The 6,875-nt window shown below is 61.9% G+C and carries 7 protein-coding genes; 2 read left to right on the top strand and 5 right to left on the bottom strand.

Going from position 1 to position 6,875, the window contains the following annotated elements; translation table 11 throughout:
• Positions 1-153 precede the first annotated feature (153 nt).
• A complete protein-coding gene (locus AC0QUY_RS38740) occupies positions 154-663 on the top strand; it encodes a DUF4240 domain-containing protein (RefSeq protein WP_161850953.1) in 510 nt (169 codons plus the stop codon).
• 159 nt (positions 664-822) lie between these two features.
• Here AC0QUY_RS38740 and AC0QUY_RS38735 read toward each other — a convergent pair whose 3' ends face one another.
• From AC0QUY_RS38735 to AC0QUY_RS38720, 4 genes are all read right to left on the bottom strand, one after another.
• Positions 823-2,265 carry an ammonium transporter gene (locus tag AC0QUY_RS38735; protein ID WP_475391247.1) on the bottom strand — a complete coding sequence of 481 codons (1,443 nt, stop codon included), beginning with the start codon at positions 2,263-2,265 and terminating at the stop codon, positions 823-825.
• 37 nt (positions 2,266-2,302) lie between these two features.
• Positions 2,303-2,641 (bottom strand): P-II family nitrogen regulator, encoded by a 339-nt coding sequence (locus tag AC0QUY_RS38730; RefSeq protein WP_008142813.1) that lies wholly within the window; start codon positions 2,639-2,641, stop codon positions 2,303-2,305.
• Between the two features lie 307 nt (positions 2,642-2,948).
• The gene (locus AC0QUY_RS38725) at positions 2,949-4,256 is read right to left on the bottom strand and encodes an ammonium transporter (RefSeq protein WP_475391245.1); all 1,308 of its coding nucleotides are present in this window, start codon (positions 4,254-4,256) and stop codon (positions 2,949-2,951) included.
• A gap of 85 nt (positions 4,257-4,341) precedes the next feature.
• Entirely contained in the window at positions 4,342-4,680 is a 339-nt protein-coding gene (locus tag AC0QUY_RS38720) for a P-II family nitrogen regulator (protein ID WP_475391243.1), read from the bottom strand.
• A 255-nt stretch (positions 4,681-4,935) separates the two neighbouring features.
• Between AC0QUY_RS38720 and AC0QUY_RS38715 the strand changes: the two genes are divergently transcribed.
• On the top strand, positions 4,936-5,838 hold the full coding sequence (locus AC0QUY_RS38715) for a DUF4339 domain-containing protein (protein ID WP_475391241.1): 903 nt from the start codon (positions 4,936-4,938) through the stop codon (positions 5,836-5,838).
• 3 nt (positions 5,839-5,841) lie between these two features.
• On the opposite strand, the gene tesB is transcribed toward AC0QUY_RS38715, so the two are convergent.
• Positions 5,842-6,702 carry an acyl-CoA thioesterase II gene (tesB, locus tag AC0QUY_RS38710; protein ID WP_161850949.1) on the bottom strand — a complete coding sequence of 287 codons (861 nt, stop codon included), beginning with the start codon at positions 6,700-6,702 and terminating at the stop codon, positions 5,842-5,844.
• Positions 6,703-6,875: the final 173 nt, after the last annotated feature.

Genomic DNA, 6,875 nt, shown 5'->3' with positions numbered 1-6,875 from the left:
GCTGTCCCTCGCTCTGACACAGGCTCGGTCGCCTTTGGGCGCAACGGGCTCAGTTCCAGCAACGGGCGGTTGGTGCGCAACCGCCCGTTCGCACATTCTGACAGATTTCCTGGACACAAGGGCGCAGCGTGCCACAGAGCGGGAGCATGTGTGATGGACGAAACCGGTTTCTGGGAAATCGTTCAGGATGCGAATGACGCTGCAGGCGGCGACATGGTACGGAAATGCAACGTGCTGAAGCAAAAAATCTCGGCCCTGCCTGCGGCGGACGCGATTGAATTTGCGCAACAGTTCGACGCTATGATGGGCAAGGCCTATAGCCATACATTGTGGGGCGCGGCTTACGTCATTAACGGCGGGTGCAGCGACGATACTTTCGACGATTTTTGCTCCTCATTGATTTCCCGGGGGCGTCAGGCATTCGAGCGTGCCTTGTCGAACCCCGATTCGCTCGCCGACGAACCTGACGATGACGAGGATTGGTTCTACGAAGGCTATCAATACGCCGTAACCGACGGCGTCGTAGCGGCTGCCGGCGATCGCCCGCAACGGAGAATGCCGGATCAACCCGAGGGGACCGAGTGGCAGGACGAGGACGAGCTGGACGTCCTGCTTCCAAAGCTCAGCGCGAAATTTGGATGGCTCACGGGTCGAACCGCGTGATGGCGCTTTGGCTCTGGCAAAAAGAAAGGGGCTCCAACTTGCGCTGGAGCCCCTCAACGGTCAGGGCATTGCCGGGTATGTGCCCGAACCGGAGTTGTGGATGCGAGCCCCCGGGGCAACGACTACGTTGTCCCCTTGGGGATCGCACCCCGGGAGAACTTACATGTTGTAGGCGCGCTCGGTGTGCTCGGTGACGTCGAGGCCTTCACGCTCGGTCTCGACGTTGACGCGCAGGCCGACGATCACGTCGACCACCTTGTAGATGATCGCCGAACCGATGCCCGACCACACCAGCGTGGTGCAGACGCCCCAGAGCTGCGAGGTCATCTGGGCGACGAAGTCGTACTCGCCGACCTTGCCGGCGACGTAGTCCATCACGCCGGTGCCGCCGAGGGCGGGATTAACCAGAATGCCGGTGCCCAGCGCGCCGACGATGCCGCCGATGCAGTGGACGCCGAACACGTCGAGCGAGTCGTCATAGCCGAGCGAGTTCTTCACCACGGTGCAGAAGAACAGGCAGACGATGCCGACCACGAGGCCGAGCACGATCGCACCCATCGGACCGGAGTAACCGGCTGCGGGGGTGACCGCGACGAGGCCGGCCACTGCGCCCGACAGCGCGCCGAGCACGGAAGGATGACCCTTGACGATCCATTCAGCGAACATCCAGGCCAACGCCGCCGCTGCGGTCGCAACGAAGGAGTTGGTCATGGCGAGCGCTGCACCGCCGGAAGCCTCAAGGTTCGATCCGGCGTTGAAGCCGAACCAGCCGACCCAGAGCAGCGAAGCGCCGATCATGGTCATGGTCAGGGAGTGCGGAGCCATCAGATCCTTGCCGTAGCCGACGCGCTTGCCGATCAGGAGCGCACCGACGAGACCGGCGATACCGGCGTTGATGTGCACCACGGTGCCGCCGGCGAAGTCCAGCGCGCCCTTCTTGAAGATCCAGCCGGCATCGGCGTTGATCTCGTCGAGCTTGGCCTGCGCCGCGGTCTTCGCCGCACCGTCAGCCGCCGCGGCAAGTGCCTTGGCCGCATCCGAGATCGCGTCCGGACCCGGCCAGTACCAGACCATGTGGGCGATCGGGAAATAGATCAGCGTGACCCAGAGCGGGATGAACAGCGCGATCGCCGCGAACTTCATGCGCTCGGCAAAAGCGCCGACGATGAGGGCGGGAGTGATCGCCGCGAAGGTCATCTGGAAGCAGACATAGACCAGCTCGGAGATATTGGCGTCGACGCTGAAGGTAGCCACCTTCGAATCGGTGGTCACGCCCATCAGGAAGGCCTTCGAGAAGCCGCCGATGAAGTCGGAGCCGCCGGTGAAGGCGAGGCTGTAGCCGTAGAGTACCCAGAGCACGACGACGATGCAGACGGTGTAGAAGACCTGCATCAGGACCGAGAGCATGTTCTTGGAACGGACGAGACCGCCATAGAACAGCGCCAGGCCGGGGATGGTCATCAACAGCACCAGCACTGTCGACGTCAGCATCCAGGCGTTGTCGCCCTTGTTGACGGTCGGTTCGGCGTAGGCCGCGGTCGCGGCGAACATGCCGACTGCGAGGGCCGCCAGTCCCGCGCTATAGGGACGTTTAAACGTCATTGATTTTACTCCTAAGTGGTAAGGTTTGAGCGCGAAATCAGAGGGCCGCGGCATCCGCCTCACCGGTGCGGATGCGAACCGCATGGTCGAGGTTGATGACGAAGATCTTGCCGTCGCCGATCTGTCCGGTCTTGGCAGCGGATGTGATGGCGTCGATGGTCTTGTCGACCTGGTCGGAGGCGACGGCGACCTCGATCTTGATCTTGGGCAGGAAGCTCACGGCATATTCGGCGCCGCGATAGATTTCTGTGTGGCCCTTCTGTCGGCCGTAGCCTTTGACTTCCGTCACCGTGAGGCCGTGAACGCCAATGGCGGTCAGGGCGTCGCGGACTTCTTCGAGTTTGAATGGCTTGATGATCGCCATAACAATTTTCATGGGTCTTGGTCCCCGCTTGGGCCCGGTGCAGGCGGTCCGGGCGTTCTCGACTGAGGTTCACCACGCGGAGATGTTCACTACGCGGGCACAGCCGAGACCCTTAGAATCAAATGCCGTGCCAGATCGGGACCGCTCCCTAACGGACTATGAATCCGGACCTTTTCGCATTCTGCGGGGATTGCCCCTTCCTGCGCCATTCCGTCGCGCCCAAAGCGTAGTCATGCATGCCCAAAACATGAGCACGCGCTGACTGGTGACACAATCCTGCTTAGCGGCAGGGCAAGAAAACGGTAACGAGATGGGCAGCCTATTGCAGCGCTTCGCCGTGCTGCGAGATGTCGAGGCCTTCCAGCTCCTGCTGCAGCGATACCCGTAGCGGCGCGAACACACCCACCAGTTTTAGCAGCAGGAAGGTGATGCCGCCGGACCACACCAGGGTGGCGACGATCCCATAGAGCTGGGTCAGGACCTGTTGCGGATTGCCCTCCATCAGCCCCGCGGTGCCGCCGATCGCGCTTACCGAAAAGACGCCGGCGAGCAGCGTGCCGGTCAATCCGCCAATGCCGTGGACGCCGAAAACGTCGAGCGAGTCATCATATTTAAGGCGCTGCTTGAGCCAAGTGCAGGCCCAGAAGCACAGCGTTCCCGCGACGACGCCGATCACGACACCATGCCACGGCGCAACGAAACCGGAGGCCGGGGTGATGGTGCCAAGACCTGCGATGGCGCCCGATATCATGCCGAGCACCGACGGCTTTCGCCGCGTCGCCCATTCGATCGCGGCCCAGGCCAGCGCACCGGCGCAAGCCGCCAGATGCGTCGCGGTGATCGCCATGACCGCGCGCGAGTTCGCGGCCAACGCCGATCCGCCATTGAAACCGAACCAGCCGACCCACAATAATCCGGTGCCGATCACGGCGAGCGACAGATCGAACGGCGCGAGGTTCTCGCTGCCATAGCCCTGACGCCGGCCCATCACGGTTGCGGCAACCAGTCCGCCGACCCCGGCGGAAAGATGCACGACGAGGCCGCCAGCGAAATCCAGCACGCCCTTGGTGGCCAGGAAACCGCCGCCCCACACCCAGTGCGCGAGCGGTACATAGACGAACGTGAACCAGCCGGCGGAGAACAGGAGATAGGCCGAAAATCGCATCCGGTCCGCTACCGCGCCCGCCACCAGCGCCACGGTGATGATCGCAAATGTCATCTGGTACAGCATGAAAAGCGCTTCCGGAATCGTCTTCGCCGCCGGATTGACGCTCTCCATCGTCATTCCGATCAGGAACCAGCGATCGAGCGTGCCGATCCAGGCGCCGTCGCCGACAAAGGCCAGCGAATAGCCGAACGCCACCCACAGTATAGAGATGAGCGCAACCGCAGCGAGGCTCTGCGCCATGGTCGCCAGCACGTTCTTCTTGCGCACCATGCCGGAATAGAACAGCGCCAGACCCGGTATCGTCATCATCAGGACAAGCGCGGTGGCGACGATCATCCACGCCGTGTCGGCGGCATTGATGGTGGAGGTCTCGGCGAAGGCTGGCGTGATGAGCGTGAAGCTCGCTGCAAGCGTGACGAGCGCAGCATGGCGTGCTGCACGATACGATGGTGCCCCCATGGAATCCCCCGGCGTTGTCGTTTCGTTGTCGTTTCTTGGCTTTGCGCGTTCGGCGTCGCTGCCGCCGCCTTGAATTCAGTGATGTTTAGAGCGCGTCGCTATCGGTCTCGCCGGTGCGGATTCGGAGCGCGTGGTCGATCGGCGTGACGAAGATCTTGCCGTCGCCGATCTGCCCGGTGCGCGCGTTGGCGGTAATGACCTCGACCGCCTTGTGGGCAACGTCGGAGGCGACCGCGATTTCGATTCGAAGTTTGGGCAGGAAGTTCACGACATATTCGGCGCCGCGATAGATTTCGGTGTGCCCCTTCTGGCGGCCGTAACCCTTGACCTCGGTCACCGTCATGCCGTGGACGCCGATCGCCGTCAGCGCTTGGCGCACCTCGTCAAGCTTGAAAGGTTTGATGATCGCGACGACAAGTTTCATGGTCAGGCCTTCATTTCCGTGGATACTTTTTAAGCACTGGGCAGGCCGACCATCCGGCGGCTTGCTGCCGGCGCAAATCTGGCATCTTTCTGAGCAAATGGCACAAAAAAGTTGCAGGTAGAAGGGGAAAACATTTCGAGCTGGTGACGTCAATCACTGTACAGGCGGCAGGATCGTCCGCCAAAATGCGCTCTCCCTCAGCCGCCCGCCGGCTATCTCCCATATTTTCTATTTTCCACGGCTCAAGGAAATAAAATGTCGAACCGATCGTGGTTTTATGCAGCCAACGGCCAGCAACAGGGCCCTTATCCGGAGGTCCAGCTTCGTGATCTCATTACCCGGGGGGCCGTTGGAGCGGATACGCTGGTATGGACCGAGGGGATGTCGGGCTGGCAGCGGGCGGGAGAAATCCCCGGCCTGGTGCCCGGCGGCTCGGGGCCGCCGGCCTTCGCGCAGCCCGGTGGCCCGCCACAAACGGCTGGAAGCTATGCCGCCGGAAGCTATAGCGGAGGCCCGCTGTCGATTGATTTCGGAATCCTTGAGTTTGTCTGGCGTAGCCTCGTACTTGTGATCGGCCTCATCTTCATCATTCCGGGACCGTGGGTCCTCGTGTGGTACGCCAAATGGATCGTTCCGTGTGTCCAGGTGCCAGGACGGCCGAACCTCGGCTTCGAAGGCGAGCCGATGACGATCGTTCCCTGGTATTTCGGAGCTGCCGTCGTTTTGATTGGGGTTGGCCTGATCGGCATTGAGTGGCTGAGTAATTTGCTGAACATCGCTCAGCTCGTTCTCTACTGGCTTTTCCTGAAATGGTTTATCGCGAACCTTTCGTCCAACGGGCAGCCGCTCGGGCTCAGCTTCTCCGGCTCGGTCTGGGCCTATATCGGATGGTCCATTCTGGCCGTGATCTCCATCATCACGATTGTCGGCTGGGCCTGGGTCTACGTCGCCTGGTTGCGATGGTTTTGCCGGAACATCGAGGGCACGCGGCGTGAAGTCCTCTTCATCGGCAGCGGACTGGAGTTTCTGTGGCGCGCGATCGTGGCCGTGATCGGCTTCTTCTTCATCATCCCGATACCTTGGGTATATCGGTGGATGTCGCAGTGGCTGGCGTCGCAGACTGTTTTGGCGGAGCGCGGCGCGACCGTGAACGCGTAAGCCTCACTTGCGCTGGCGCACCGAGCCTTCCTGGGCGACCGACGCCACCAGCGTGCCGTCAGGCTTGAAGATCAGGCCGCGGGTCAACCCGCGGCCGTCTTGCGCGCTCGGCGAGTCCTGCGCATAGAGCAGCCACTCGTCGGCGCGGAATGGCCGGTGAAACCACATCGCATGGTCGAGGCTCGCCGGCATCATCCGCTTGTCGAACAGCGTGCGGCCATAGCGCGCCATCACGGCATCGAGCAGCGAAAAATCCGACGCATAGGCCAGCGCGCACAAATGCAGCGCCGGATCGTCGGGCAGTTTGGCCGCGGTGCGGATCCAGACATGGATGCGGCCGTCGTCGATCTTCTGGCCGAAATAGCGGCCGAGTTCGACCGGGCGCAGCTCGATCGGCCGGTCGGATTCGTAATAGCGGCGGATGAACTCCGGCATCTCCTTGAACATCGGCTGCTTCGATACTTCTTCTGCCGTGAGTTTTTCCGGCGGCGGAACATCCGGCATCGTGTCCTGATGGTTGAACGCGCCTTCCTCTTCCGCATGGAATGACACCATGATCGAGAAGATCGCGTTGCCGTGCTGGATCGCGGTCACGCGGCGGGTCGAATAGCTTTTGCCGTCGCGCAGGCGTTCGACCTGGTAGATGATCGGGATCTGCGGATCGCCGGGCAGGATGAAATAACAATGGATCGAATGCGGCAGGCGCCCCTCGACGGTGCGGCAGGCCGCGACCATTGCCTGCCCGATCACCTGGCCGCCGAACACCCGTTGCCAGCTTGTCTTCGGGCTGTTGCCCCGGAACAGGTTCACCTCGAGCTGTTCGAGATCGAGGATGGAAATCAGGTCAATCAGGCCCTTGGACATGGGGAGTGCTTTCAATTCGTGGAGGCACCGTCATTCCGGGGCGCCTCGAAGAGGCAAACCCGGAATCTCGGCCAAAACCTCTGGATTCCGGGTTCGCGCAACGCGCGCCCCGGAATGACGGTCTGGTTAAGTACCTTGTTTCTCGACCCTGTTTCGCCCAGCTATTATCAGGT

The organism is Bradyrhizobium sp. WYCCWR15520 (assembly GCF_056174665.1).
Note: the sequence above shows the minus strand (reverse complement) of the source record. Positions and strands in the feature narration are given on the sequence as shown.

Coding starts and splice junctions, on each gene's coding strand:
- AC0QUY_RS38740 (WP_161850953.1), top strand. CDS start 154: ATGGACGAAACCGGTTTCTGGGAAATCGTTCAGGATGCGAATGACGCT.
- AC0QUY_RS38735 (WP_475391247.1), bottom strand. CDS start 2,265: ATGACGTTTAAACGTCCCTATAGCGCGGGACTGGCGGCCCTCGCAGTC.
- AC0QUY_RS38730 (WP_008142813.1), bottom strand. CDS start 2,641: ATGAAAATTGTTATGGCGATCATCAAGCCATTCAAACTCGAAGAAGTC.
- AC0QUY_RS38725 (WP_475391245.1), bottom strand. CDS start 4,256: ATGGGGGCACCATCGTATCGTGCAGCACGCCATGCTGCGCTCGTCACG.
- AC0QUY_RS38720 (WP_475391243.1), bottom strand. CDS start 4,680: ATGAAACTTGTCGTCGCGATCATCAAACCTTTCAAGCTTGACGAGGTG.
- AC0QUY_RS38715 (WP_475391241.1), top strand. CDS start 4,936: ATGTCGAACCGATCGTGGTTTTATGCAGCCAACGGCCAGCAACAGGGC.
- tesB (WP_161850949.1), bottom strand. CDS start 6,702: ATGTCCAAGGGCCTGATTGACCTGATTTCCATCCTCGATCTCGAACAG.